General features: G+C 54.4%; 24 protein-coding genes and 1 pseudogene. 10 read left to right on the top strand and 15 right to left on the bottom strand.

Annotated elements, in window-relative coordinates; translation table 11 throughout:
• Positions 1 to 91 precede the first annotated feature (91 nt).
• A pseudogene (locus tag ACR0AG_RS19785) lies at positions 92 to 175 on the top strand (integrase); the annotation flags it as partial.
• Positions 176 to 297: 122 nt separating this feature from the next.
• On the opposite strand, the gene ACR0AG_RS19780 reads toward ACR0AG_RS19785, so the two are convergent.
• From ACR0AG_RS19780 to repA, 5 genes are all read right to left on the bottom strand, one after another.
• Complete coding sequence (locus tag ACR0AG_RS19780) at positions 298 to 1,959, bottom strand: caspase family protein (RefSeq protein WP_170417841.1); 1,662 nt, start codon at positions 1,957 to 1,959, stop codon at positions 298 to 300.
• A 329-nt stretch (positions 1,960 to 2,288) separates the two neighbouring features.
• Complete coding sequence (locus ACR0AG_RS19775) at positions 2,289 to 3,398, bottom strand: Fic family protein (RefSeq protein WP_170417844.1); 1,110 nt, start codon at positions 3,396 to 3,398, stop codon at positions 2,289 to 2,291.
• Between the two features lie 154 nt (positions 3,399 to 3,552).
• Positions 3,553 to 4,608 (bottom strand): helix-turn-helix domain-containing protein, encoded by a 1,056-nt coding sequence (locus ACR0AG_RS19770; RefSeq protein WP_170417847.1) that lies wholly within the window; start codon positions 4,606 to 4,608, stop codon positions 3,553 to 3,555.
• Between the two features lie 177 nt (positions 4,609 to 4,785).
• Entirely contained in the window at positions 4,786 to 5,754 is a 969-nt protein-coding gene (gene repB, locus ACR0AG_RS19765; RefSeq protein ID WP_170417850.1) for a plasmid partitioning protein RepB, read from the bottom strand.
• A complete protein-coding gene (gene repA, locus ACR0AG_RS19760) occupies positions 5,754 to 6,938 on the bottom strand; it encodes a plasmid partitioning protein RepA (RefSeq protein WP_170417853.1) in 1,185 nt (394 codons plus the stop codon). Before repA ends, repB begins: the two co-directional genes overlap by 1 nt.
• An 836-nt stretch (positions 6,939 to 7,774) precedes the next feature.
• Between repA and ACR0AG_RS19755 the strand changes: the two genes are divergently transcribed.
• Positions 7,775 to 8,032, top strand: coding sequence for a type II toxin-antitoxin system ParD family antitoxin (locus ACR0AG_RS19755; protein ID WP_170417856.1), 258 nt, complete (start codon positions 7,775 to 7,777; stop codon positions 8,030 to 8,032).
• On the top strand, positions 8,029 to 8,373 hold the full coding sequence (locus tag ACR0AG_RS19750; protein ID WP_170417859.1) for a type II toxin-antitoxin system RelE/ParE family toxin: 345 nt from the start codon (positions 8,029 to 8,031) through the stop codon (positions 8,371 to 8,373). Before ACR0AG_RS19755 ends, ACR0AG_RS19750 begins: the two co-directional genes overlap by 4 nt.
• Positions 8,374 to 8,427: 54 nt before the next feature.
• On the opposite strand, the gene ACR0AG_RS19745 is transcribed toward ACR0AG_RS19750, so the two are convergent.
• Positions 8,428 to 9,483, bottom strand: coding sequence for a tyrosine-type recombinase/integrase (locus ACR0AG_RS19745; protein WP_170417862.1), 1,056 nt, complete (start codon positions 9,481 to 9,483; stop codon positions 8,428 to 8,430).
• 573 nt (positions 9,484 to 10,056) lie between these two features.
• Positions 10,057 to 10,704 (bottom strand): class I SAM-dependent methyltransferase, encoded by a 648-nt coding sequence (locus ACR0AG_RS19740; protein ID WP_170641957.1) that lies wholly within the window; start codon positions 10,702 to 10,704, stop codon positions 10,057 to 10,059.
• A gap of 97 nt (positions 10,705 to 10,801) precedes the next feature.
• Here ACR0AG_RS19740 and ACR0AG_RS19735 point away from each other — a divergent pair, with 97 nt between their 5' ends.
• On the top strand, positions 10,802 to 11,707 hold the full coding sequence (locus ACR0AG_RS19735; protein ID WP_170641959.1) for a LysR family transcriptional regulator: 906 nt from the start codon (positions 10,802 to 10,804) through the stop codon (positions 11,705 to 11,707).
• Between the two features lie 9 nt (positions 11,708 to 11,716).
• A complete protein-coding gene (locus ACR0AG_RS19730; RefSeq protein ID WP_170641961.1) occupies positions 11,717 to 12,223 on the top strand; it encodes an ATP-binding protein in 507 nt (168 codons plus the stop codon).
• Between the two features lie 90 nt (positions 12,224 to 12,313).
• Here ACR0AG_RS19730 and ACR0AG_RS19725 read toward each other — a convergent pair whose 3' ends face one another.
• Both ACR0AG_RS19725 and ACR0AG_RS19720 read right to left on the bottom strand, forming a co-directional pair.
• Positions 12,314 to 12,751: a DUF4345 domain-containing protein gene (locus ACR0AG_RS19725; protein WP_480841972.1), complete on the bottom strand. Its 438-nt coding sequence runs from the start codon at positions 12,749 to 12,751 to the stop codon at positions 12,314 to 12,316.
• A gap of 13 nt (positions 12,752 to 12,764) precedes the next feature.
• Positions 12,765 to 13,592, bottom strand: a complete 828-nt coding sequence (locus ACR0AG_RS19720) for an NAD(P)H-binding protein (RefSeq protein ID WP_170641965.1) — start codon at positions 13,590 to 13,592, stop codon at positions 12,765 to 12,767.
• Between the two features lie 137 nt (positions 13,593 to 13,729).
• Here ACR0AG_RS19720 and ACR0AG_RS19715 point away from each other — a divergent pair, with 137 nt between their 5' ends.
• Positions 13,730 to 14,725: an AraC family transcriptional regulator gene (locus ACR0AG_RS19715; protein ID WP_170641967.1), complete on the top strand. Its 996-nt coding sequence runs from the start codon at positions 13,730 to 13,732 to the stop codon at positions 14,723 to 14,725.
• A 212-nt stretch (positions 14,726 to 14,937) separates the two neighbouring features.
• Here the strand turns inward: ACR0AG_RS19715 and ACR0AG_RS19710 are convergent, their stop codons facing one another.
• From ACR0AG_RS19710 to ACR0AG_RS19700, 3 genes are all read right to left on the bottom strand, one after another.
• Entirely contained in the window at positions 14,938 to 15,414 is a 477-nt protein-coding gene (locus ACR0AG_RS19710; RefSeq protein WP_170641969.1) for a GNAT family N-acetyltransferase, read from the bottom strand.
• A 228-nt stretch (positions 15,415 to 15,642) separates the two neighbouring features.
• Positions 15,643 to 15,999: a VOC family protein gene (locus tag ACR0AG_RS19705; protein WP_170641971.1), complete on the bottom strand. Its 357-nt coding sequence runs from the start codon at positions 15,997 to 15,999 to the stop codon at positions 15,643 to 15,645.
• 40 nt (positions 16,000 to 16,039) lie between these two features.
• Positions 16,040 to 16,477: a VOC family protein gene (locus tag ACR0AG_RS19700; protein WP_170641973.1), complete on the bottom strand. Its 438-nt coding sequence runs from the start codon at positions 16,475 to 16,477 to the stop codon at positions 16,040 to 16,042.
• A gap of 107 nt (positions 16,478 to 16,584) precedes the next feature.
• On the opposite strand from ACR0AG_RS19700, the gene ACR0AG_RS19695 reads away from it, so the two are divergent.
• Positions 16,585 to 17,289, top strand: a complete 705-nt coding sequence (locus tag ACR0AG_RS19695) for a helix-turn-helix transcriptional regulator (RefSeq protein WP_170641975.1) — start codon at positions 16,585 to 16,587, stop codon at positions 17,287 to 17,289.
• 413 nt (positions 17,290 to 17,702) lie between these two features.
• On the opposite strand, the gene ACR0AG_RS19690 is transcribed toward ACR0AG_RS19695, so the two are convergent.
• The 3 genes from ACR0AG_RS19690 to ACR0AG_RS19680 are packed head-to-tail and all read right to left on the bottom strand — an operon-like array spanning position 17,703 to position 20,949.
• Positions 17,703 to 18,821, bottom strand: coding sequence for a Gfo/Idh/MocA family protein (locus ACR0AG_RS19690; RefSeq protein ID WP_480725143.1), 1,119 nt, complete (start codon positions 18,819 to 18,821; stop codon positions 17,703 to 17,705).
• Entirely contained in the window at positions 18,818 to 19,873 is a 1,056-nt protein-coding gene (locus ACR0AG_RS19685) for a sugar phosphate isomerase/epimerase family protein (RefSeq protein WP_170641977.1), read from the bottom strand. Before ACR0AG_RS19685 ends, ACR0AG_RS19690 begins: the two co-directional genes overlap by 4 nt.
• A gap of 23 nt (positions 19,874 to 19,896) precedes the next feature.
• Complete coding sequence (locus tag ACR0AG_RS19680; protein WP_170641979.1) at positions 19,897 to 20,949, bottom strand: LacI family transcriptional regulator; 1,053 nt, start codon at positions 20,947 to 20,949, stop codon at positions 19,897 to 19,899.
• Positions 20,950 to 21,111: 162 nt separating this feature from the next.
• On the opposite strand from ACR0AG_RS19680, the gene ACR0AG_RS19675 reads away from it, so the two are divergent.
• From ACR0AG_RS19675 to ACR0AG_RS19665, 3 genes are all read left to right on the top strand, one after another.
• Entirely contained in the window at positions 21,112 to 22,338 is a 1,227-nt protein-coding gene (locus ACR0AG_RS19675; protein ID WP_480725144.1) for an ABC transporter substrate-binding protein, read from the top strand.
• A 94-nt stretch (positions 22,339 to 22,432) separates the two neighbouring features.
• Entirely contained in the window at positions 22,433 to 23,323 is an 891-nt protein-coding gene (locus ACR0AG_RS19670) for a carbohydrate ABC transporter permease (RefSeq protein ID WP_170641981.1), read from the top strand.
• On the top strand, positions 23,316 to 24,221 hold the full coding sequence (locus tag ACR0AG_RS19665) for a carbohydrate ABC transporter permease (protein ID WP_170641983.1): 906 nt from the start codon (positions 23,316 to 23,318) through the stop codon (positions 24,219 to 24,221). The genes ACR0AG_RS19670 and ACR0AG_RS19665 overlap by 8 nt, the downstream gene beginning before the upstream one ends.
• Position 24,222 lies beyond the last annotated feature (1 nt).

Here is a 24,222-nt window from a genome sequence, read left to right as displayed (position 1 = left end):
TTGAGGAAGCTTCTGAACAGAAATATCAGGGGGGTCACTTTTGGACGCCGATTACCCCAATACAGGGGTCAATTTTGCATGCCGTTTCACACACACCAAGATGGACAGCACCGTCCGGTATCTCGGTGTTGAGCTGGAAGATGCGCTTGCGATCGCAGAGGCCATTGAAATCTAACAACTTGGGCCGTCTTCGCGGACGGCCCAAACAAGACCTTGGCGAAATCTGCGGCGAACAGCGACGAGGAGCCCAGAGCGACGGTCTTCTTGCGGAGCAGGCAAGGACATCGCTTTAAAGTTTCAACTGACACGGCGTATTAGAAAATTCAGAAAAAACTGCCCGTCAATCCTGCGCGGCTCGTAGACAAGCCTTCTTCCTGGCGAAAGTCCTTCGGGCAGTTTGACGCTTATATTGACCTTATAGGGTGTCGCCTGCCCGAAATGCGAACTCAATGTGAAGCGCAATTTCAACTGACCGGAGTCATCGAATTTGCCAGTGAAGTCCCTAAACCAAGGCCCTTCGGCCGCAAAGCCTTGGGCAGATAGCAAGGTCAGCTTGTCTCCATTGCGATTGATGCGCAAGGCTGCAAGTGGCTCGATTTTTCCGGGGAAATAGGCCTTGTCGGGCCGACTGGTTGTTTGCCAATAATCATCGTCCCATCTGCGTCTGATTAAGACAATGTAGTCACCATCAAAAGTCGCGAAAGACGGCGCGACCAACTGATTACAGACTCTTCCTTGCTCTCCTCGAAGTGCGGCAAGAGTTTCACTGGTCTCGAGGCTCTCAGGCGTCAGTCCAAGATTCTCTCTAGCGCTGATATACCGAGAGAAAGCAGATCTCGTGCGTGGGCCCGCAACACCGTCCGCTGTGCCAGCGCTGCAGCCAACGCGATTTAGCTCAGTTTGTATATCACGGATCAGGCTGCGCGTCTCTGTATCATCCTTCGCGCTTTGAGGCGATGTCGGCACAAGAGCTGCTACTTTGTCTCGCGCAGTACTACTGTTGCCCGGCACTTCGTCCTTCTGGTGCTCAGCAAGCAAGTCGTCCCGCAACGAAAGGGCGAGCGCGACTGCAAAATGATCCCTTTCGCCTTCGTATCGCTCCAGAAACATCTCGATCGCATCAAGCCTTCCGAGCGAACGCGCAAGTTCAAAGTCCGCATAAATCTGGTCTTCGACACGCTCAATTTCTTCCTCTGGCGTCGAGCCTGCAGCCGCATCTGGAACAAGAAAAATGTCTCTGGCGGGAAGCGAGCCATAAGTAAATGGCTCCTGATAGCCTTCTGTCAGAGTGTAAACCCTGTCGCGGACTCGCCGAAACAACTTGCCAATCTCAAGTCCGGGTTCCTCGATGTGGTTGAGCAGAGCCTGAGCATAGGGGCTGTTGCGGCCATCGCCGTCAAGCGCCAGCGTTCCGCTCCTTGCAGCATATCCAACCAACACACCTCCCGGATCGATACGTGCAAGTCCGCGTCCAATTGAGCGGGTGCTGTTTGTGCGCTCCATAGTCGCGAGGAATGGATTGTTGCGGCAGGCGTCAACCAACACGATCTTCAAGCCGGGTGCGCCCGCGATGGAGCTAATCAATGTGTTGAGGCGGATTGCCTCGAGTTCGATGTCACGGTCGCTCCGCAGTTCCGCACTGACAGGGATCAGGAAGTTCGTGTTGTCCAACTCGATGCCGTGGCCGGCGAAGTATACGATGACCGACTCGGCGTTTTTTGCCTTTTCTCCAAAGTCACGTATGGCAAGGCGCATGTCGCGGTAATCCAGATCAAGACCTGTTGTGACCTCAAACCCGATCCTGCGCAATGCCTCTGCAATGTCGATCGCATCATTCGACGGGTTTTTGAGATTGCTGACATGTTGGTAGTTCGCATTGCCAATTACCAAGGCAACTTTGTCCGCCAGCACCATCGCAGGCAGAAAACAAAACACAACTGAGAACAGGATACGCTTCATGTGAAATATCGCCGTTAACGCGTCTACCATATGAACGTTTCCACACTTTCGGAATTCAATCAATATGACCGGCGTGGACAAGCTCTAGCTCGGCTTAGGCCGCATAGCGGAGTTCGGGATTGACACGACGAAGGTTCGTTTCCCGCCCATTGCGCCAGTTTCGGCATGGACCATTCATATGAAGTACGAACTCGGAGCCGCCTTGCGGCGGGACAGAAAGATGCTCGCTTGGGAAGCTATCTAAACGTCAGCTTCCGCATTTCCTGCGAGCATGCGTAGCGACTGCAGCGAACTTCCACTTCCCGCCCTTCGTGCCGTACTTCAGCCCCCTACCCGTCCCGATCTAGCTTTAACCAATATCGCGTGTACCGGAGTTCACCCGTTCGGATCAAAGCGCCCTTCTCTACCAGGTTCTGGAGATCCCGCGTTGCTGTGGCGCGCGATGTTCCCGTGATCGAGATATAGTTCTCAGCGCTCAATCCCCCTGTGAACCCATCCGGCCCAGCCTTGAACAAACGGGCGATTACCTTGCTTTGGCGAGTGTTGAACTGATCACGGTACCGATCATAGAAGTGCGTCTTGGAAATAAAGAAACCAACCCGCTCAAGCGTCACCTGCTGTGCTGTAAGGACAGTTTCGGCAAACCAGACGAGCCACGGTGTGACTTCCAGCGTCTTTTGATGGCGTTCGAGTTGGTCGTAGTAAGCCTTCCGCTCTCGCTCGATCGTGAAAGCAAGGGCAATCAGACTTGGCTGACCGATATTCTGGGCCAAGGACTTTTCAGCCAGCGCCCTACCCAACCGGCCATTGCCGTCCTCAAAGGGATGAATGCTCTCGAAATACAGATGGCTCAAACCGGCCCGGATCAGTGCGCGCAATGGTTCGGGACCATCCGGTGCGGTCCGGTTGAACCAGGCTACGAACTGGTCCATTTCAGCCGGAACCTGATGTGAAGGTGGAGCTTCGAAATGCACCGTTGGGCGGTCGAGCCTGCCTGAGACGATTTGCATCGCATCCTCATGGCTCCGGTATGATCCAATCGTTTCCAGATGCCTGTCATGGGACAGAAGCATGTCATGCCACCGAAACAGGGTGTCGTGTGACAGTGGTTCCGAATAGTTGGAATAAACATCCACCATCATTTCAGAAACGCCCTGCTCGCGCGGTTTGGATGGATAGCTGTCGGGAGCCAGTCCAAGATGTCGGCGCAAGGAAGATTGCACGCTGAGACGATCCAGCATCTCACCTTCGATCGCGCTGGTCTTCATTGCTTCTTCGCTTAGCAGGTCGATACGCAATTGATCTCGATCCGATGTGTTCACATGATGAACCGCTCCAAGAACTTCCCCTGAGGACAACAGGAACTGTTGCTCGTATGGTTCGAGTCTTGCGGCGTCGTAACGAAAGGTAGGCCAGTCAGGGTTCTGCCAGTTCCACATCGTGAGGTATAAGCTTCCTTTCTATAACTCACTATTTATGGTTGCGTGATTTATAGAGGTCAATCCTATAGCTCACCTTTTTCAGACCCTTCGATCCAGTCATCACTTGGAGGTGTAATCTGAAAACGGTAAATTTCATCCTGTTTCCCCAAATTTACGTAGCATTGGATGTCCGCGAGAGCATTGCCTTTGGAGACAATTCGCCCTTTTCGATCTTGGCCAGCAACGAAATCAGGTAAGCCCCTGGAGATTGTATGTTCTCAGCACGTTGAAAGATGTATCCGAGAACAATGAAGCGAATAGCTGGGCCAAAAGTTGATTTCATTGCATACCAGGTTTGGCCAAGCCGTAGATACTCGGCGATATCATCCATAAGCCGATCACAGTGGTGCTGATCTTTTGCAAAGCGTAGTTCTGAGCATAGCCGTGGAAAACTGCGCTCCATTTGGTCTGGAGAAACCTGAATCTGAGAAAGCTTTTCTTTCTTAACTTCCGGATTCAAAGAGTCCTCTTTGTGCCCCTCAATTTCACTGTCACTGGCCCTCAAATTTTCTGTATCAGTCTGTGTTATCTCGGAGATTTCCACAGAGATTTCTGCCAACAGCTCGCTGAGTACATTCGCATCTGGTTTGCGACGCAGAGCATTGCGTACGGTGGTCACCAAATCAGAGATCGCGGTGTCATTTGCTACGAGTTCCTTAAGGCGCGCCAGAGCGGCGGAAACTTTGTCACGGAGTACAGTGAACTCGAGAACGCGATCAGCATGCCTCTGGGCTTCCTGAATGAACTCAGCGTGCCGTTCAGACAAAGGCATCAAGGAGAGCCCAGTTGCGGTGACCACCCTGCCCTGGCGATCCCGGCGCGCCCATCGCTTACCGTTTGCGCTCATGACGCGGCGGATAAGTCCAAGGTCCACCAGCGTCGAGATATGACGCTCAACTGTCTGCACGCTGACATGAGTTCGTTTGGCTATCGCCGCGTTGGACGCGAAACAGATGTGATGATCATCCTGGTCCGCAGCAATCTGATCACCGCCCATAAAGGAAACCATCGCTCTCAGGACATTGAGAGTTGTGGATTTTAACCCAAGAGGTTCTCTGGCCTCTTCAACGGCGCGAAGAAGTATCCATTTTTTGGGCGTACTGTTCCCCTGCCCTGCCGTTCCCGACAAGGTCGCTCCAATTGGAGCCAATGCTGTTAGTGTTTTCATGATTATCTATCGGCAGACAAAAATTACCCGTTCGCTCAAGAGCGTTTTTTCTTGTGTGGCGATTCGGGTGCTGCTAGATTCTAGGTGTCTAATCTAAGAATTGCGCTTTGCGCAGCAGCCCTCGAAGCTCCGGTTTCGGGGGTTTTGTTTGTTTGCCTTCCTCCTTTCTGCTCGTCCTCAGTTCTTTTTCTTGGCGTTTACAGCTGTAAACTCAGCGTGTGAGCGCTTAATGATTTCAGCCATGTTTTCGTCCAACCAGCTAGCGAAGCCAGCGTTAGCTCCGGTCCTTTTGACCGAAACAGTTAGTGATCCGTTGGTAGATTTGATTGTAACGCCTTCGATTGGGTTGAGTTCGGCTGCACCTTCTCTTTGTCTTGCACCGCGTTTGGCAGCTGCTTTTAGGAGCATTTCCAGCCGATCATCTGACGACATCGATGGCTCAATGGTTGCAAGAAGATTTGCAGCTTCATCTTCCGCTAGCTTGCCTGCAACGAAGTGCTCTGCAAGCACGGTCCATTTTGGGCGGCCTGATTTTGGGGCTGCGCCGATCATGTCACCAATCTTTGCAGGAACATGTTGCGTAATTTTTGTCAGGTGAGACAGCCCTGATTTCGAAACGTTCAATACTTGCCGCACCGTTGCCGTGTCATGCCCGGAAGTCAGGATCGCCTCGGCGAAACGTGCTTTCTCGTAGAAGGAAAGATTGCGCCTCGCAGCATTCTCAAGCCCTTTGGCGAGAAGCGCTGAAGCATCGTCGATATCCTGAACATTGGCGCGGACTTTAATACCAAGTTCACGACAGGCTTTGAGCCTCCTCCGTCCATAAATTGCCTCGTATCGACCGTCGGATTTCGATCTTCTGACAAGAATGGGAACTTGTTGGCCACCGTCTTGTATACTCGACATCAAGCTTTCAAAACTATCGTCTTCTTCGTCAATGTTTACAGCTGTAAACTCACCGAGCCTATCGGCAGGCCCCCAGTCGTCGATCAGAGCAGGGTCAATTTCCCTGATTGCGGCAAGAGAGCCCTGAAGCGCACCAAGAGCAGGGGCATTGGGTTTTGGAGTTTTATCGATGGCCTTGGGGCCAGAGCGCGCGATGGTGTTTGCGATCCCCGACATCTCCTGAAGCGACTTTCTAGCCATTAGCTGCGTCCCCATGCTTGATGGATCATTTGCTCTACCTCAGAGCCGATCGCATCCATTGAGTTCTTTGCCCGATCATAAGTTGCGCGTGTCATTTCTGACCGCACGACTTCGTAAATTGATTGTTTGAGCATTGTGGCGTCACTGACCGCGGTGCTTTTGAGGGCTGTGGCTGACATAACGCGATCCTGAAACAGTGCCCGCATGAACGAAGCCAGTTGTTGAGACGGTACGTCTGTTGGCTCGTCACGCGTTATCAGGAATTTGAAGTTGTCGTATTCGAGCGTAGCGCCGGCATCTTCAATGACTGCCATGTAAGCACCAGCGAGTTCGAGAAATTGAGCCGTCGAAGACACGTCCAGCATCGAAGGTGTAAGTGGCACAAGCAATGAACTGGCGGCCGCCATCCCAGCAATTGTCAAGAATCCTAGCTGAGGTGGGCTATCAATCAGAACAAGGTCAAAATCTCCTTCCACCTGGGCCAGGGCATTCCGTATTCTTGTAAAGAACGGATGGTCTGGGTTGGAGTGAACGGCAGATTCTGTCTCAAATTCGGAAAGAACAAGCCGTGACGGAGCCACAGAGAGACCGGGGAAGTACGTCGGAAGCACGACGTCCGCCATATCTACCGGATCTTCATATCGAATAGCATCGTAAATCGTCAGCCCGTCAAACTCTATTTCGGGGCTTATGCCGCACATGGATGTAAGAGAGCCTTGAGGATCCAGATCAACAGCCAGCACACGGTAACCGCGAAGCGCAAAATAGTGAGCCAAGTGAATTGTTGTGGTGCTCTTACTGCTGCCGCCTTTGAAGTTCATCAACTGCCAGACTTGGAGCTTTTCTCCTTCAGTCCGGCGAGGGACATAGCGCCCTTTTTTGCGTGAGGTTTTCTCAAGCGTTTCGCGAGCCTCCCAAAGTTCTTGGGCAGTATAGTAACGCCTACCGCTGCGTACGTCATTCGGTTCAGGAATCGTTCCCTCTGCGTGGACTTTGCGCATGAATTGACCTGAGACTCCTAAGAGTTCAGCAGCTTCTGGCGCTGCAAAATTTCGCAGTGATTTGGTGTTGTCGGGGGCAAATGCAGCAAGTAGATGTTCCCGGATAGCCGAGTTTAATCTCTCAGATATTTCCGTGGCGAGTGCCGATGGTCTTTCTGCCGCAAGTGGTGTCACGGGAATCATGTAGTTGCCTCAAATTAAAGAATGTGGTCATTTTTGCGCCACTTGAGATAAACAGCCGTGATTCATAGCACTAAGTCAAGGATTTTCGCCTATATTGTAGGTTTTCCAACGCGGAGGACTACATACGCTTTGCATCAGAGCAGGGTGGTTTACAGTTGTAAACTCGGTTGAGCGGGATCATGGGTTCTTTCAGTCGATGAAGTTCTAACGTAGGCATGCGAAGGCATTCCTGTAAAACTCCTCCCTATGCTCCGCTTTGAGTAGAACGCCTCTAGCATGGAGTTGGAGTGAAGGCCGAACGGCTTTTGGCGCAAATTGCGCAATTGGGAAGGGCAGGGAGCTAGTTGAGCTGATTGGTCAAATTCTCTCACCAACAATTTCGTTATCGAGTTTTCTGCGATACCAACTTCGTAACAATACTTCTGCGCCAGTACGGGAGTACGATGCGGTGAGAATGGCATGGCGATCTGGGTCAGATACACCGAGCTCAGCCCGTGCGCAGAGGAAAACACGCGAACATTCCGGCTAGAGTCAGCCGCTCGCCAATTGCCCAAGAAATGGCATACCGTGAGGGCGGGGTTTCGGGAATTGTGCGCCTGTAAGTTGCGACGGAACACGGAACTGTCCTCGATCCAGTGCAGCTGTGCTTGCGCGGCGCGGCTTTTGACGCAAGTCTCTACCGTCATTGGATTCATATGGGATCACAGACATGATCCGTGTGTTCACGTCCCATTAGCGTCCATAAAACCAGCTTGCTCGAATTAGTGATTTTGGGCTCCTCAATCGTTGAACAGACGGTCTCGTTGGCATATATTGCCAAAAAGGAGGCTTACGCCATGGTAACCCGCAATGTTGTACTTACAGAATCGCAGGATCAACTGGTGCAGAATCTGGTTGCGTCCGGTCGATATCAGAACGCCAGTGAAGCGTTGCGCGCCGGCCTTCGGCTTTTGGAGCGGGAAGAAGCGGGGCTGGAGTCTCTCAAACAAGGCTTGCAGGAGGGTGTAGCGCAGGCTCAGGCCGGAGATTTGGCAGAAGGCAGGGGTTCGGATGCGATCCGTCGTGCCTTTGCAAGGGCACGAGCCAAGGCGTGACCAGACCCTTTCGACTGACACGCCGCGCTGAATCCAGCCTGGTGGAAATTGCCCGATGGACCATCGACAAGTTTGGATCGCATCAAGCCGATCTTTATGAACAAGAACTAATAGCGCGCTGTCAGGCCATCACAGAGGGCAGGGTGGCCAGCCGAAGTTGTTCTATATTGGTCGAAGAGGCGGCGGATCTCAGATATGTGCGCGCAGGAGAGCATTTCCTGGTTTATCTGGATCAGCCGGACGCGGTGATCATTGTTGATATCCTGCATTCCCGTTGCGATCTGCCGCGACATGTTTCCGCGCTGGCCACGTTAACAGATGCGACAGGAAACAAGACATAGGCACAGCAGCCGGAGTTTCCCTCAAGCGGGGATTATTAAATAGTCAGTAACTACTCACCCCAGTAGATCAGTCGCCGGGTTATCCGCGATGTCCACATCGTCGTAGTATTTCTGCGCCTGGGCCATGGAGCGATGCAGGGAGAGGCGCATCGCGGCCTGGATCGGGGCGCCGTCCAGCGCGGCCTGGGTCAGGAAGCCCGAGCGCAGCCCATGGGGGGAAGCGAACCCGTCCGGCAGGCCCGCCAGTTTCGCCCGACGCTTGACGATCTGCGCGATGGCATCCGGGCTGAGGCGGCGGGTTAACACCCGATCGGCTTTTGAAACAGGCCGGAACAAGGGGCCGTCCTGAATCTCACCCACCTCGATCCAATGGGCCAGCGCTTGGGCTGCGCGGCCTTTCAACACCAGCCGCGGCGTTTCACCTTTGGTTGTCGTCTTGGTCTCCAGCAGTGAAATCCAAACCAGGCTTTTCTCGTCGAACTCCTTCAGCGAGACGTCTTCAAACATCAACCCGGTGATCTCCGAGCGCCGTCTACCACCCGAAGCCCAACCCAGCATCAAGATGGCGCGGTCGCGGCAATCCCGCCGGGACCCCCGACAAGTGGACAGCAACTGCTCGAGCACATCGCGGGTAATCGGTTGCTGCGATTTTGGGGCAGGGGGCCGGGCGGCGGCGCGGCGCGCCTTGGCACGGGCCTGCTTCACCTGCGGCGCATCAAAAGGGCTGGTCAGGTTCTTCATTCGATGAAAGGCCAGCCAGGAGGCGATGCGCCGGTCCAGCGTAGAAGGGGCCGGGCAGGCGAGGGACTTGCGTAGCCCTTGCGCGATCAACATCTCGGCACTCTGACGCGCGACATCCTCGGGCGCGGCATCTCCCAGATCGCGGGCGTGATCGAGAATGAAGGCCAGCGCTGTGGCCTCGCTCTCGGGCCAGTCCAACGGCACTCCGAACCGTGCTGCCTTCCAGGCCGTTACATAGAGCAAATCGCGCTCATAGGCCCTGAGCGTGTTGGCGGGTGTGCCGCGGACATAGAGATCGGTCAGGGCGTCCTGGTCAGACTGCGACAGGGCAGGGGAGGGGGCGGGGAGATAGGGCTCAGGGGTGCTCATACGGCCCACTCTGCGCCCATTTTCCCGCAAAATCAATTATACTTGATAAGGGATACTTATCGGTTATAATAGAGATTTTGAGTTGGGGCGAATGTAAAAAGCAAAATGAGTTACTTTTGCGCGTTAAATGTGCAAGGGGACTGACAAACTGATAGAGTTTTTGGCATAGACTAACATTCGGATCTCACTGCAACCTTTTGACGTCAGCAACTGACATCACGATTGTTTTGTGGTTGGCTGTGCGTTGGACCGATCCTTTTGAGTGGTGTGCCCGAGGCATCCCAGAACATATGATGAGTGAGGACCTTGCGTCCGGTGCACTCGTCCTATTAAACGTTGAATGCTTCCCGTCCAGGCATACCGAGATTATTACAATTCGAAGAAGTGACCGACCCATGGGCAAAGTTATGACCGCGATTTGTACCCCACTGGAAGCCCGTGGAGGCCTCATGCAATCTGGTTCACTCAGCGAGACAACAGGTAATTACAGATATTTACAAAGCGATTGAAATCCCTATCTGTTTTCCATTTGGGCGTTTGTATTTAGCGTCTCGAAACTTGGTTGCAACGTACTCAGTGCTTTTTCGCAACGACATATCGACTAGGCAGCATTCCGGCCTGATCCGAGGTCTCTATTACCTCAAAGCCGGCGGTGACAAATTTCTGCTCGAGTACTTGCGCTGAGATGAAGTTGACAAAAGGCGCTTTCCCAAGAGCCTGCATGATCGGGATCGCGATCCGACGGATCATCGCATATTTGACGCCCCAATTCTCTGGAGCACAAACGGTTTTCGAAATGAAAACCCCGCCGGGTTTCGTCAATGAAAATATATGCACGAGCGTATCGTCGAGGTCAGGCACGAGGTGAAGCAGGTTGTGTGCCAGAATTGCATCGTACAATCCCTCATCAAGTCTATGCTCAAGAATTTCGGCCACTTTGAAGGTGACGTTTTCCAATCCTTCTTCCGCGCGCTTTTCATTGGCAATCTCGATCATACCTGACGCAAGATCCGTCGCGGTAACATGGGCAACGTGCGGCGCAAGTAGAAGCGCCGTTGAACCCGTCCCACAGCCAATTTCCAACACGTTGTCTTCCGCTTTAAGATAAGACTTCGTGCGCTCGAGCGTGTTCAGGTATCCTTCCATGTTCCGGATAGGATCAGCAGCGTACTTGCGCGATATCTTGCTCCAGAATGCGGCGTCCTTGGACAAAGTAGCCATTGTATTTCTCGCTTTAATAGGTGGTTGATGCACCCGATACTTTCAAACGCGGCCTTATGGAATTGCCAAAGTTCGCAGAATTGTTATGCATAAATGCATGAATTGGAAGGCCATCAACTTCGACTGGAACCAGGTGCGGTCTTTTCTCGCGACCTCGGAAGAAGGCTCGTTTTCCGCGGCGGCACGTGTGCTTGAGCAAACTCAGCCTACAGTAGGTCGCCAGGTTGCCAACCTGGAGCAGTCACTCGGCATCACCTTGTTTGAACGGGTTGGTAAATCGCTGAAACTGACAGCTGCCGGCACCGAGCTTTTGTTGCACGTCCGGGAAATGGCAGATGTTGCGAGCAGGATCTCACTGACCGCGACAAGCCAGTCACAAGCTATCGAAGGGCAAGTCAGGATAACCGCGTCCGACGTGATGTCAGCGTTTCAGTTACCGCCGATCCTGAAGCAGATCAGGCTTGCGGCGCCACGTCTTGAGATCGATGTTGTCGCTGCAAATGATATACGTGATATTCAGCGGCGCGAAGCCGATATTGCCATCAGACATGTACGCCCGACGCAACCCGATCTGATCGCAAAGCTAGTGGCGGAGGCAACAGCAAACTTCTATGCGGCACCTTCGTATCTTGACCATGTTGGGCGCCCCAGAAACGCAGACGACCTCGCCAAGCTGGACTTCGTTGGGTTTGGAGATGTGGACACAATGATCGGCTTTCTAAACCCGGCCGGCATCGACGTCACAAGGCAGAACTTCCGGATCGGTTCGCAAAGCGGGATCGTTTCGTGGGAGATGGTGCGTCACGGATTTGGTGTCAGTGTGATGTCGGATGATATAGCCGCATTAACACCCGGTATTGAGAGAGTCTTGCCAGACCGCGAGCCCTTCAGGTTTCCGATTTGGCTAGCGACGCACTCGGAATTGCACACCGCAAAGCGGATCCGACTGGTATTCGACCAGCTTGCGGCGCGGTTAGGCGATCAGACAAGTAGAAACACATAGGAAACCTCAATGTCACACGCGGTCCCAACACTCCACTTGCTGTGCGGCAAAGTCGCTTCCGGAAAATCCACTCTGGCGGCGGAGCTGTCGCGCCAAAATTCAGCAGTTCTCATATCCGAAGATCAATGGCTGAGCGCCCTGTTTGGTGACGAGATGTCTTCACTACAGGACTATGTGAGATGCGCATCGAAACTTGGTCAGATCATGGGCCCACATGTAACATCAATGCTGGTCGCCGGGGTTTCGGTCGTCCTCGATTTCCCGGCAAATACCCTCGAAAACCGAAGGTGGGCGCGTGGGCTGATCAAAGGTACAGGGGCGGCGCAGATACTCCATTTTCTGGATGTACCGGATGAGGTCTGTCTGGACAGGCTGCACGGGCGCAACAAAGAAGGCGCCCATGCCTTTGCCGCAACCGATGAACAGTTTCGACGTATCGCGCGGCGTTTTGTACCGCCATCACCTGACGAGGGTTTTCAAATCTTAACTCACCCCCCGAAGTCCAGGCTAAAGTAAATTCACCCTGCGGCACAGAGAATGATGCGGCCACCCGATCGCCAGTAGCGGATGGCCGTATACCCAAGATCAGTGGTGTAGTTCGTCAGGCTATGCCGTAACTTGAGGTATGTTCCCTGCTTTCTTTCGCCTCTCTTGGACCACAACCCACGCACACAACAGCGTAAGAACAACCTCTAGTCCGAGCGCAGCCAGAACGCCGGCAGATGGCCGACCATCGAGGACCAGACTGATTATGCGCCCCACGGCAAAAGCCGAGAAAACGGTTGTTCCAAGCAAAGCAGCTGAGCGCGCCAAATTCTTGTAAAGAGCACCCGCCAGTATGATCAGGCCAAGTGCTGCGAGATTGGCTGCAGGTGCGCGCAATTCGCTCATGAGGTTTGGCTGCGGCGTCAATGCTATGCCGTAGCCGGTGTAGAAGGCCTGCGGATCAAGTGTGATCGCCAGACCAATGCTGGCTGCCACTAAACCGGAAAAGCCAAGGACAAGTCTGTGTTTGAAGTCAATTGTCACGGTCGTCTCCATCATTTGCTGGCTTGCCTCAAGCGGCTTTGGTCCATGCCCCTGACATCGCGGCTTTTTCTGCAAATTCAGCAAAGTCGCGAGGCGTGCGGCCGAGCGCGCGCTGGACACCGTCTGCGAGGTTCGCATTGCGTCCATCAAGCGTCTCCCGTGCAATGTCCGTGATGACATCCGCGATCATCTCACCATTCGCGGTTTTGACTTCCGCATGGAAGGCTTCAAAGGAAATCGGCACGTACTGCACCGTCCTGCTCATGGCGCGCGAAAGTTCCACCGCCATTTCGGCAAATGTCATGAGAAGCGGTCCTGTAACTTCGTAAAGCTCGCCGTCGTGTCCCTCTTCTGTCAGCGCCGCGACTGCAACGTCAGCAATGTCGTCGACGTCGACAATGGGTTCGCGTACATCGCCCGCGGGCATGGGCAAGGTGCCCGCCATCACCGGATCAAGCAGGGCACCCTCCGAGAAGTTCTGGGCAAACCATGCAGCACGTACGATCGTGAACGGTACGCCGGAGTTTCGAACTACTTCTTCTGCTCGCTGGGCGTGAAACTCTCCGCGCCCCGTCAGCAGGACAACACGCTGCAGTCCTTTTTTTCGCGCCAGAGACGTGAAAGCTTCAACTTGCTCGACCGCGCCTGGGAAGGCGATGTCCGGAAAGTACGAAATGTAGGCGGCCGAAACGCCGTCTAAGTTGGCGTCCCAAGTGTCCGGTTTTTCCCAGTCAAAGGGGGTCTCGCTACGGCGCGACCCGCGCCGAACCGTGTGACCTTTTTCTTCCAGACGCTTTGCAATGCGAGATCCGGTTTTGCCTGTAGCGCCAAGTACGAGAATGGATTGGGTTGTCATTGATCATCTCCATGAATTCAGTTGATGACCCGAACATAAGGAACAAAATGAGACGAACTATTCTTGAAAATCCTCAATAATTGTCCAATCGTCCAGAAGCTATAGACGAACACCCTAATTCCCATCAAGATTGGGACATGAACCAGATTGATCATCACGTCCCCGACCCTGATGCGCTCGCGCAGCCGATTGGCGATCCGCTCGGGGAGATCCTCCATCTTTTGAAACTAACCGGCACCTTCTACTGCCAGTCTCGCATGTCCGCGCCTTGGGGTGTTTCCATACCGGGCTTTCCCGACATATTGAGCTTTGCGGTCATCACGCATGGGCGTTGCTTCATGCAGGTTGGTGACGGTGATCCGTTTGAACTTGAGAAGGGCGATTTGGTACTGATGACCGATGGCGCACCGATCGGTTTCTTCAGCTCGGAAGACACGCCTCTTTTGACACTGGAAGAGCTGCCCATACAAAAAGTAACCGAGCTTTATGAAACGCTGGAGTACGGTGGCGGTGGCGCCGAGACTGGCATCATGTACGGCTTGGTCAGAATAGATCACGCGGCAAGTGGGATGTTGATGAGTTTGCTTCCCGATGTTTTCAAGATCGATCCTTGGGAACAGGACGCAGGAAGCTGGTTGCAGGCGACACTGCAGTTCATCGCGAAAGAGGCACGTGAACTTCGGCCGGGTGGCGAGACGGTTATCACCCGTCTGGCCGACGTGGTCGTCATTGAGGCCATTCGTCGGTGGCTCAACAATGCACCTGATGCGAACCGCGGGTGGCTGAAGGCAGCCAGAGACGCCCAAATTGGTCGCACGATTGTCGCTATCCATCGCGCTCCTGCTGCAGACTGGACGGTCGAGTCGCTTGCCAAGATCGCAGGAATGTCGCGATCCGCTTTCTCAGCACGGTTTACTGAACTGGTCGGCGTTCCGGCAATCCAGTATTTGGCGACCTGGCGCATGTATCTGGCGCGAGAACGGTTAACTGAAACAGATCGGCCTATCTCGCAAATCGCTGCTGACATAGGATATCTTTCCGAACCTGCATTCAACAAAGCGTTCAAACGCGTGTTCCAGATGCCACCGGGTCAGATGCGAAAGATAGGTGTCGAAAGAAGGCAGGTTGCTTGAAGCGACCGCGAAGTCCGAGAACTCAGTTGAATTCTACAAAGCTTCCATAAGTAGTACTTGCATCGCGCGCAGAGTTCGTTCCATTTTTTTGCGAGCTCTACATCGGGATTGGTCTTTCAGCTGAGTTTGAACCAAGCTCCATTTGCGCTTTTTTGTTTGAGTAGGCCGCGCACCTGCGCGACCTGTGATGTCTCACCACCTTCGGACCGGTCTCAAGCCGCACTTGTTGCAAGGCGGTATTTTCGGAATTGTGCTCCATCGTATGTCATCTCGCCCTCAAACTCTGCGCCCATGCGCTTTAGAGCTCCTAGTTTTGTGCGGGTGGGCGGAAGCAGGAGTGTGACGGATGGGATTCTCGGGTCGCCGTGCGCGAATTCTAGTGCCTGCGCGGTGATCCTCATCCCCAAACCGAAGGCCGAGGTTTTCAGCACGAGGCCGTAGTCCCAGTCAGGACCCTCGCGCTGAAAGCCGCCCCATCCCACATAGGCGCCGTCCGCCAGAATTGCCCAATGGCCCAACCCGTCTTGCGCCCACTTATCTTCCTTAATTGCCACGAAGTCAGCTGAGCGCCGCTCATCCCAATTGCCTTGGAGCAAAGGCATGTGCAGAGTCAGAACTGGATCGGACATATGTTCCGCAATATTCTCGACCGCAATCTCGGATAGGCGCGTGAAGGTGATTTTTGTCATGTGCTCGTTTGCGCCATGCTGTTTGCCACACCTTTGGTTTCGGGGCCTTCAATGGCATCAACCAGAAATTATTGCTAGGCCTATCCTAGAAATCGCTTTTGCGTGTTCAGGTGGCGCATCATTTTGAGCACGATCCAGAGCCACGCGAACTTCATTGAGATACCCAACGCAGGTCAAGATCCAATCGAGGTAGGTCCTATTAAGGCAAGAGGGCTGCTCCGACCTGCCTCAGGCGGAGAAGCAAATCTTGTTGCTGTCCAGGTCCCGAACATAGGCCGAGAAGCGTGGACCACGTTGGCTCGGTGCGCCTTCGCTCCTGCCACCGAGCTCGATGGCCAGAGCGTGCAGCCTCTGGACCTCTTCAGAAGATCCAACGCTAAACCCAACCATGATTCCGTTGCCATTTGTGGCCGGTTTTTCGTCGAACGGGATGGCCGCTGCGAATGCAAAACCAGGCCCAAGCCAGTATGTCATTCTGTCACTGGGCGAGACGCGCTCGACGCCCGATTGCTCAAAAAGTTGGTCATAGAAGCGCGTTGCGGCGCCCATGTCGTTGGTCCCAACGACGAAGTAGTTCATCTGCATGATGCAATGTCCTGTGAGATTGCGTTGAGTACTGTGAGGGTCACTGACCGGTCAGTCTGAAAAACTCGATCAACTGACCGTTGGGATCGGTGATCTTGAGCAGCTGGATACCCGGTTCTTTGATGATCTTGGGCGTAGCTACACCGGCGACCGTGGCGCGGGCTTGCATGGCTTCCAGATCGGCCGATTGCAGGTAAGGGACTGCGCCCGATCCCGCTTCAGACCCAGGTGCGTATTTGTCCCGGGACACGATTGCGAACCATCCGCCCGCCACCTCAAAGGCCACAAAATCCGGTAGCCCGATTGCAGGTTCGCTGTCGAATAGGGCGCGATAGAAAGCTTCCGAGCGCTCCATGTCGTCGGTCGGCACATAGGCGCCCATGGCCATGATCGGCGCAGTCCCCCGCTGCTCCGCCGACTCCGCAAAAAGTGCTGTGGGCAGGGCTGCGGCGAGGGCGATGGCAATGAAACGTCTCATGTTCTGATCTCCTTTTTTTGATGTCTTTCCTGCTTCTACCGCGCCTATGCTGACAGCGTGTTGTCAGCATAGTGTCAGTATGGTCTGTTCGATCGAAAGGAGATCACATGCGGCGTGGAGACAGGCTTTTTGAAGTCATCGAGATTCTGAGACGTACCAAAGGCCCGATCTCGGCCCAGTCCATTGGAGAAGAGTTGGGCGTGACCAAGCGCACAGTGTATCGCGACGTCGCTGCGCTGATCGGTCAAGGCGTGCCTATCAATGGCGAGGCCGGGGTGGGCTATGTGTTGGAGCCCGGCTTTCACATGCCGCCGCTGATGCTGACCCCGGACGAGATCGAGGCGGTGACACTCGGAGTTCTTTGGGTTCAAACCCGAGGCGAGCCCGAGCTAGCGCTGGCGGCTGAAAAACTGATCACAAAGCTGGAAGCTGTTGCACCAGACAAGTACCGGACATCGTTTCTTCAGCCGGCCGTCAGCGTAGCGCCCGTCGCTCAGCCGGACGAGGTTCTTGGCGCCGCCGCCGTTCGTCTGGCCATTCGGCGTCGCAAAAAGATAGACCTGAAGTACTCAGACAACTCAGGCAAAAAGACCCACCGTGTGATCTGGCCGATACTTCTGGGTTATCGGGACACCAGCCGCATCATTGCCGCATGGTGTGAGATGCGAGAAGGCTTTCGTTACTTTCGGACAGAACGAATTGTTGAGGCAGAGGTCCTTGAAGACAGTATTCCTCGGCGAATGGACCTCCTTCGCGCGGAGTGGCGCGATGCGACCGATGCGGAACGGAAGCGCTATGAAGAGGGGGCTTAAAACGGGGCTTGCGGAAGGATTGTTTTGGGGAAGCTGCAGAGCAGCGATAGAAGGATGGCCAATGCCGGAATGGGCCGGTTGTCATGCAGGCGAACGCAGCGACTTAGGGTGAGGAGTCTGTTCCGGGAGGGGGCAGGATAGTACGTTAGCGAGAACCGCTATTCATGCAAAACGAGGCGAAGGTGTCGAAAGAGCCCCATGCCTGTCATTTTAATTTCATGCAGCGAGTGCGCGCAGTGGCAAATATTCTGCACAAGCACGAAATTCCATGACGCGGTGCAGCAGCGATTTCGACCCTTCGTGAGCGACGCAGCATTTTTTAAGGCGGTAATTTACAGAACGCGAGACGAAGCGGGCTTTCGCTATATATATTCTAACGGCTGCAATTTAGCTTACCCCAAGCACTTAAAGCCTTAGTTTGATTTATTGTGCACCCAAGACGCGTCATTTTTGGAGCTTGCCTGACACGCTGCGATAAACCACATCCCGTTCATAGCAGCGTCAATCCCTGGGAGGAGAAGCCCATCGCTAGATTCGCTGATAAGATCGGCTGCGTCACTGTAGAGATTGGCGAACCCCTCTAGATACCCCTCGGGATGCCCAGGAGGGATGCGCGTCCAACGGTCATTTTCATCGCCTAAATGAGAGCCGCCCCGTGTGAGGATTTGTGTGGCCGCCCCAAATCTGGTGAAACTCATCTGATTTGGGTTCTCTTGGTTCCACTCAATGCTGCCTTTATCGCCATAGATGCGCAATGTCAGGCTATTTTCGCAACCAACGGCAACTTGACTGGCCCAAATCATACCCTTGGCACCACCATCCAAACGTAGAAGGATGTGGGCATTGTCATCGACCTTACGCCCATCTACGAAACTATGCAGGTCTGCGCACAGCGCTTCCGTACCAAGCCCCGATACGAAAGAGAGCAGATTGAAGGCGTGCGTGCCGATATCACCGATTGCGCCGGCCCCAGAGCGATATGGATCAGTGCGCCAGTCGGCTTGTTTGTTCTGGGCGTCCTCAGTAAGCCAATCCTGGGCATATTCAGCCTGAACCACACGTATTTTCCCCAGATCTCCACGTACAATCATCTCTCGGGCTTGCCGCATGAGAGGGTAACCTGTGTAATTATGAGTGAGGATGAATTTTGCATTTGAAGTGTCCACGGCAGCTTTGATTGCCTCAGCATCTTCCTGTGTCGCGGCAAGGGGTTTGTCACAGATCACGTTAATCCCAGCATTCAAAAACGCGATCGTCGGGCTTGCATGCATATGGTTTGGCGTCACAATCGCAACTGCATCAATCCCGTCTTCACGTGCAGCTTCCTGCTCGGCCATGACTTCGAAACTGTCGTAAGACCGCTCCGGCGCGATGCCCAGCTCCACAGCCGAGGTCGCCGCGCGTTCGGGGTTGGATGACAACGCGCCCGCGACCAGATCCCACTTGCCATCGATACGCGCGGCGATGCGGTGGACACCGCCAATGAACGCGCCTTGGCCGCCGCCGACCATTCCAAGTTTTAGTTTTTTCATAGTCCTAGCATCCGTTTGATTTGCGCATCGTCGCGCTCTGCGCCGGCGAAGTCGTCAAAGGCTTTTCCGGTCACCTCGATCAGGTGTTTCTCGATAAAGGGCGCTCCTTCGGCCGCACCCTGTTCCGGTGATTTGATGCAGCATTCCCATTCAAGAACGGCCCAGCTGTCATAGCCATATTGGGTCAGTTTCGAGAAGATGCCCGCGAAATCGACCTGGCCATCGCCAAGCGACCGGAACCGCCCGGCGCGATCCGTCCACCCCTTATAGCCAGAATAGACGCCCTGACGCCCGGTCGGATTGAACTCGGCATCCTTGACGTGGAACGCGTTGATGCGGTCGTGATAGAGGTCGATGAACTGCAGGTAATCCAGTTGCTGCAGCAGGAAATGCGACGGGTCGTAATTGATCATCGCCGCTTCATGGCCGTCACAGGCATCCACAAACATCTCGAAGGTGGCGCCGTCGAAGACATCTTCGCCGGGGTGGATTTCAAACCCGATATCCTGCCCGTGATCCTTGTAATGGTTCAGGATCGGTATCCAACGGCGACCTAGTTCGGCAAAAGCTTCATCGATTAAGCCTGCAGGGCGTTGCGGCCAGGGATAGAGATAGGGGAATGCCAGCGACCCTGTGAAACTCACCGTGTGCTTGAGGCCAAGCCGCTCTGAGGCGACGGCGGCCTTCAACATCTGATCCACGGCCCATTGCTGCCGTACCTTGGGATTGCCATGCACAGCCGCAGGCGCGAAGGCGTCAAAGGCTTCGTCATAGGCGGGATTCACGGCCACCAATTGACCCTGCAGATGCGTGGACAATTCGGTGATCTCGACACCCGCATCCGCGCATAAACCTCTGACCTCGTCGCAATAAGTCTGGCTCGTCGCGGCCTTTTCAAGGTCGAACAGACGTGCGTCGAAGGTTGGGATCTGCACGCCCTTGTAGCCCAGCCCTGCAGCCCAGCGAGCGATCTCGGCCAGTGAATTGAAGGGCGCGTCATCGCCCGCGAATTGAGCCAGAAAAAGAGCGGGCCCTTTGATTTGAGATGCCATCGGTTTCTCCTTACGATGGGTTGTTAGTGTCCAGATGGAATTTCCAGCCGTTGCATCAACGGCTCATCGGGTTCGATAAGTTGCCTCATGACAGCCTTCGCGAGGAATTGGCCGCTCTTACCTACATCTTCAGTTTCGACGAGGATTTCGTCGCGGAAGGTCTTAAGCAATGGCACGGTTTCTTTCGAATACACATCGATGTCCTTGCCCAGTTCGCGCCCCATGCCTTCGAGAACAACGATGGCCGCAATGGCCACTTTGGGAGAAGCGCAGACTACGGCATCGATATCAGGTGACTTTTCAATCCTGTTCATCAGCCAATGCCGGATGTCATCGGAAGAATCGTCGCTAGATATTTTCTCGGCAATCCGATAGCTCAGATTCAGGCGCGGCGCGGTTTCAACCAGGCCGCGCTTCATGTCCGTGGCATAGGCCTGATGCAGCGGCGGCAGAATTGCGTGGATGTTTCTGCGACCGCGCTCTGCAAGCCGGTTCAGCGCGATGCGCATGAAAGCAGCGTTGTCGTAGTCGGAATAGGCGTGATCGGCACACCATTTCGAGCGCCCGTGGGTGCCAAATGGAAACTTGCGCTCCATCAGATAGGCGACGCGCTGGTCCTCCGGTTCGATCATGTTGAAGATGACCGCATCGGCTGATCTGGTTTCGACTATATACTTGATCGGACGCAAAGAATCTTCGTCCGGAAACCATGGCAAAACGTTAAGGTGAAACTGTGTCCCGCGCAACTCAAGTGCGATCGAACTCGTGAGCCGGGTTGCACTGCTGATGACATCTCCCTCTGCGGGCACGACGAGAGTGATAACATTTGTTCGACCGGTCCGGAGGCGGACGCCGGCACGGTTTGGGACGTAGCCCACCGCATCGGCGATTTTACGGACAAGCTCTTTGGTGTCGCTGCCGATATCCGGAGCATCCCCCAGCGCGCGCGAGACTGTTGCGACGGCCAGACCGCTGATTCGCGAGATGGTCTTCAAGGTCGGTCGCTCTCCTGGGTGAACCAGTGCCGACAGCTCATTCTTGCTCAATCCAGTGATTTCATCTGCACTTCGTTTCATAGTTTTACACCTCAGACAGACCTAAACATATTTGGGAATCCTTGTTTCGCCTTCGTCTACAAATGGCCATACACCAAGTATAGGGGGCGCAAAAAAACACTTGCAAGGACAATCTATAACGTTATAGGAGTTTTTCTATAACGTTTCAGATGGGAGGAAACCATGAACCGGACTAAAATGCTGATGTCAGCAACGGCGATTGTCGCCGCATCCAGCGCTTCTGCCGCTGAGCTTGAAGTTATGCACTGGTGGACGTCGGGCGGTGAGGCCGTAGCGGTCCAGCAGTTCGCCGATGCCTTTAATGCCACGGGCAATACTTGGGTTGATGGCGCGATCGCTGGAGGCGACGCCGCGCGCGCTGTTATGGTGAGCCGCCTGACAGGTGGCGACCCAATGGGCGCGTTCCAGTTCAACCACGGTCGTCAGGCCGAAGAGCTGATCGAGGCCGGACTTCTTCGCGACATTACTGACATTGCCGAAGCAGAGGGTTGGAGAGATGCCATAAACCCATCATCCTTGCTGGACTCTTGCACGGTTGACGGCCGAATCTATTGCGCGCCTGTCAACATCCACTCTTGGCAGTGGCTCTGGTTGTCGCACAAAGCATATGAAGATGCAGGCCTCGACGTGCCGACCAACTGGGATGAATTCGTTGCATCCGCCGGTGCGCTCGAAGCGGCTGGCAAGCTCCCGCTTGCATTGGGTCAGCAAGGCTGGCAGCAGCGCGGACTGTTCAACACATTGTTTGCTGCCTTGGTGCCCAATGACGTGTTCCTTGCTGTTTATGACGACAAGGATGCGGACGTTGCGGCGGGACCCGAAGTTGCACGTGTTTTCGCGGCAGCTGCGGATGCCCGCGATATGGCGGCCAATTCCACAATTCAGAACTGGAACGACGCAACCAACATGGTTATCACCGGCCAGGCTGGCGGCCAAATCATGGGAGACTGGGCTCAGGGTGAATTCGCCGTTGCCGAACAAGTTGCGGGGGTCGACTATACCTGTCTGCCGGGTCTCGGTGTAACCGAGCTGCTTAGCACGGGCGGCGATGCTTTCTACTTCCCAGTCTTGACGGATGAGGCGCAGATCGCAGCACAGTCCGAACTTGCAGCTCTGATGCTCCGTCCGGACACGCAGGTTGCGTTCAACCTCGCTAAAGGTTCCCTACCGGTGCGTGGTGACATCGATTTGTCGTCAGCCAATGACTGCATGCAAAAGGGCCTGGCCCTTCTGGCTGATGGTGCAATTCTGCCAGACACAGCTCAACTGGTCACTCCTGACACAGCGGACCAGATCAGCACGTTGTTCATTGAGTTCTTCGCTGACTCATCTATCACAGTCGAGGATGCGCAGGCTCAATTCGCGAGCATCATCGCGACAGCGCAGTAATCTGCAACTTAGGCCGGTCCGCGAATACGCGGGCCGGCGTTATTCAGGTGTTTGGCGCGGCATTTCGGATGCAGGTCAGCGCGGGGGAAAGATCATGTCATCAACACGCCCGAACCAGTTGTTCCGCAACAAATCGGCAAAAATTGCAGCAATCCCGATGATCGGGACCGCACTCTTTGTTTTTGTTGGCGGCACGATCTGGACTGTCGTTTACAGTTTTACCAATTCCGGTCTTCTGCCGCGTTTGCAGTGGGTTGGCCTAGATCAGTACGAACGCTTGTGGGCCACGCGTAAATGGCTCGTTTCAATCGAGAACCTTGCCATCTATGGCTTCTGTATGCTGGTTTTGATGTTTGTGATCGGCTTCATTTTGGCTGCGCTGATTGACCAAAAGATCCGATTTGAGAATACAATTCGCACCGTCATCCTTTACCCCTACGCGCTCAGCTTCGTTGTCACCGGTCTGGTCTGGCAATGGATTCTGAACCCGGAATTTGGCGTGCAAAATATCGTGCGTGGTCTGGGTTGGGAAAGCTTCACCTTCGACCCGCTCTATACGCCCGATATCGCGATTTACGGCGTGCTCATTGCCGGCCTCTGGCAGGGTAGCGGGCTCGTTATGGTGCTGATGCTCGCCGGTCTTCGCGGTATCGATCAAGAGGTCTGGAAGGCGGCCCGTGTCGACGGTATCCCCGCCTGGAAAACTTATATCTTCATTGTCATCCCGATGATGCGCCCGGTCTTTATCACGACCCTTGTACTGGTGGTGACGGGCATTGTGAAACTCTATGACCTGATCGTGGCGCAAACGGGCGGGGGTCCGGGCATCGCCACCGAAGTTCCCGCCAAATACGTCTATGACATGATGTTCCAGGCCAACAATTTGGGTCAGGGCTTTGCTGCCTCGACCATGATGTTGGTGACGGTCGCAATCATCGTGATCCCCTGGGCTATCCTCGAGTTTGGAGGCAAGAACCGTGGCTGATACTTCCGCTTCCGCTTTCACCGGCCCACATGGGCCAAAACCGCAAAAGGCCTTCTCGCGACGCAATATCTTTCTCTACGGCACGCTCTTTGTAGTGGCTGCCTACTACGCTCTGCCGCTCTACATCATGATCGTGACGTCGCTGAAAGGCATGCCGGAAATCCGGATGGGCAATATCTTTGCCCCGCCGATGGAGGTGACTTTTCAGCCCTGGGTCAAAGCGTGGTCCGAGGCTTGTACCGGTCTGACCTGTAACGGTCTCAGTACTGGGTTCTGGAATTCGGTCCAGATCACGATCCCCTCGGTGATCCTGTCGATTATCATCGCATCGGTGAACGGCTACGCTTTGGCCAACTGGAAGTTCAAAGGCGCGGATTTGTTCTTCACCATCCTGATCTTTGGCGCCTTCATCCCCTATCAGGTGATGCTCTATCCGATTGTGATCATGCTGCGCGAGATTGGCCTATACGGATCGTTATCGGGGTTGGTCGTTGTTCACACGATCTTCGGGATGCCGATCCTGACGCTGCTGTTCCGCAACTATTTCACGTCGCTGCCTGAAGAGCTGTTCAAGGCTGCACGCGTCGACGGGGCGGGCTTCTGGGGCATCTATTTCCGCATCATGGTGCCCATGTCCCTGCCGATCTTCACGGTTGCGATGATCCTGCAAGTGACAGGCATCTGGAACGACTTCCTGTTCGGCGTCGTCTACACCGGCCCGGAAAGCTATCCGATGACTGTGTCGCTGAACAATATCGTCAACACGACCCAAGGCGTGAAGGAATACAACGTCAATATGGCCGCTACGATCCTCACCGGATTGGTGCCACTGACCATATATTTCGTCTCGGGAAGACTCTTTGTGCGCGGCATCGCCGCAGGCGCGGTGAAAGGCTGAA

The sequence above is a fragment of the Ruegeria sp. H6 genome (genome assembly GCF_056532975.1).
Note: the sequence above shows the minus strand (reverse complement) of the source record. Positions and strands in the feature narration are given on the sequence as shown.

Coding starts and splice junctions, on each gene's coding strand:
- ACR0AG_RS19780 (WP_170417841.1), bottom strand. CDS start 1,959: ATGAAGCGTATCCTGTTCTCAGTTGTGTTTTGTTTTCTGCCTGCGATG.
- ACR0AG_RS19775 (WP_170417844.1), bottom strand. CDS start 3,398: ATGTGGAACTGGCAGAACCCTGACTGGCCTACCTTTCGTTACGACGCC.
- ACR0AG_RS19770 (WP_170417847.1), bottom strand. CDS start 4,608: ATGAAAACACTAACAGCATTGGCTCCAATTGGAGCGACCTTGTCGGGA.
- repB (WP_170417850.1), bottom strand. CDS start 5,754: ATGGCTAGAAAGTCGCTTCAGGAGATGTCGGGGATCGCAAACACCATC.
- repA (WP_170417853.1), bottom strand. CDS start 6,938: ATGATTCCCGTGACACCACTTGCGGCAGAAAGACCATCGGCACTCGCC.
- ACR0AG_RS19755 (WP_170417856.1), top strand. CDS start 7,775: ATGGTAACCCGCAATGTTGTACTTACAGAATCGCAGGATCAACTGGTG.
- ACR0AG_RS19745 (WP_170417862.1), bottom strand. CDS start 9,483: ATGAGCACCCCTGAGCCCTATCTCCCCGCCCCCTCCCCTGCCCTGTCG.
- ACR0AG_RS19740 (WP_170641957.1), bottom strand. CDS start 10,704: ATGGCTACTTTGTCCAAGGACGCCGCATTCTGGAGCAAGATATCGCGC.
- ACR0AG_RS19735 (WP_170641959.1), top strand. CDS start 10,802: ATGAATTGGAAGGCCATCAACTTCGACTGGAACCAGGTGCGGTCTTTT.
- ACR0AG_RS19730 (WP_170641961.1), top strand. CDS start 11,717: ATGTCACACGCGGTCCCAACACTCCACTTGCTGTGCGGCAAAGTCGCT.
- ACR0AG_RS19725 (WP_480841972.1), bottom strand. CDS start 12,751: ATGATGGAGACGACCGTGACAATTGACTTCAAACACAGACTTGTCCTT.
- ACR0AG_RS19720 (WP_170641965.1), bottom strand. CDS start 13,592: ATGACAACCCAATCCATTCTCGTACTTGGCGCTACAGGCAAAACCGGA.
- ACR0AG_RS19715 (WP_170641967.1), top strand. CDS start 13,730: ATGAACCAGATTGATCATCACGTCCCCGACCCTGATGCGCTCGCGCAG.
- ACR0AG_RS19710 (WP_170641969.1), bottom strand. CDS start 15,414: ATGACAAAAATCACCTTCACGCGCCTATCCGAGATTGCGGTCGAGAAT.
- ACR0AG_RS19705 (WP_170641971.1), bottom strand. CDS start 15,999: ATGCAGATGAACTACTTCGTCGTTGGGACCAACGACATGGGCGCCGCA.
- ACR0AG_RS19700 (WP_170641973.1), bottom strand. CDS start 16,477: ATGAGACGTTTCATTGCCATCGCCCTCGCCGCAGCCCTGCCCACAGCA.
- ACR0AG_RS19695 (WP_170641975.1), top strand. CDS start 16,585: ATGCGGCGTGGAGACAGGCTTTTTGAAGTCATCGAGATTCTGAGACGT.
- ACR0AG_RS19690 (WP_480725143.1), bottom strand. CDS start 18,821: ATGAAAAAACTAAAACTTGGAATGGTCGGCGGCGGCCAAGGCGCGTTC.
- ACR0AG_RS19685 (WP_170641977.1), bottom strand. CDS start 19,873: ATGGCATCTCAAATCAAAGGGCCCGCTCTTTTTCTGGCTCAATTCGCG.
- ACR0AG_RS19680 (WP_170641979.1), bottom strand. CDS start 20,949: ATGAAACGAAGTGCAGATGAAATCACTGGATTGAGCAAGAATGAGCTG.
- ACR0AG_RS19675 (WP_480725144.1), top strand. CDS start 21,112: ATGAACCGGACTAAAATGCTGATGTCAGCAACGGCGATTGTCGCCGCA.
- ACR0AG_RS19670 (WP_170641981.1), top strand. CDS start 22,433: ATGTCATCAACACGCCCGAACCAGTTGTTCCGCAACAAATCGGCAAAA.